This is a genomic window from Arhodomonas sp. KWT (assembly GCF_010993615.1).
This window is the reverse complement of record NZ_WNXE01000693.1, coordinates 1-884: the sequence shown is the minus strand read 5'-3', so window position 1 is coordinate 884 and position 884 is coordinate 1. Positions and strand designations below refer to the sequence as shown.

1 protein-coding gene and 1 pseudogene are annotated in these 884 nt (G+C 75.0%); one reads left to right on the top strand and one right to left on the bottom strand.

Annotation, left to right across the window (positions count from 1 at the left end):
- Window positions 1-400 (top strand): annotated as a pseudogene (locus G7A99_RS21785) (mannose-1-phosphate guanylyltransferase); the annotation flags it as partial.
- Between the two features lie 19 nt (window positions 401-419).
- Here the strand turns inward: G7A99_RS21785 and G7A99_RS21780 are convergent.
- The coding region (locus tag G7A99_RS21780) for an Hsp33 family molecular chaperone HslO (RefSeq protein ID WP_163144040.1) at window positions 420-884 on the bottom strand (465 nt) is incomplete at its 5' end.

Below are 884 nucleotides of genomic sequence, written 5' to 3'. Positions count from 1 at the left end.
GCGGGCGCTGCCGCTGCTCGGCGAGGCCCCGTTCTGGGTGGTCAACGGCGACGTGTGGACGGACTTCGACCCGGCCACGCTGCCCCGGGAGCCGGCCGGTGACGCGCACATCGTGCTCGTGGACAACCCCGGCCACCATCCGGAGGGGGACTTCGGGCTCCGCGACGGCCGGGCGGTCGAGGCGCCGCCGCGGCTGACCTTCGCCGGCATCGGCGCCTACCGGCCCGGGCTGTTCGGCGGGCGCGACGACGGGGCCTTCCGGCTGGCGCCGCTGCTGCGCGATGCCGCGGCGGCGGGGCGGCTGGGGGCGACCCACCACCGCGGGGCGTGGTGTGACGTCGGTACGCCGGAGCGGCTGAAGGTGCTGGACGCGTGGCTGAGCCGGCGCGGCGGCGCCTGAGCGCCTCCACCGCGCGGGCTCAGTGCTGGGTGTCGGAGGGCGGTGGCGCGCTGGGGTCGGCGAGCAGCTGCTCGGCGTCCACCGGGTCGAAGTGGTAGGCCGCGTTGCAGAAGTCGCAGTGGACCTCCACGCCGCCCTGCTCGGCGACGATGGAGCGCACCTCCTCCGGGCCCAGAGAGGCGATCATGGCGCCGACGTTCTCCCGCGAGCAGCGGCACTGGAAGCGCAGCGGCATGGGGTCGAACAGCCGGATGTCCTCCTCGTGGAAGAGGCGCCGCAGGATCTGGGAGACGTCCAGGTAGAGCAGCTCGCGGGCGGTGATGGTCTCCGCGAGGTGGCCGCTGCGCGCCCACGCGTCGGTGTCCGTGGTGGCGTCCTCCCGCGCCGGGATGCGCTGCAGCAGCATGCCGCCGGCGCGGCCCTCGGCCGCCGAGAGCCAGACCCGCGTGTCGAGCTGCTCGGACTCGCGGAAGTATTTCTCCAG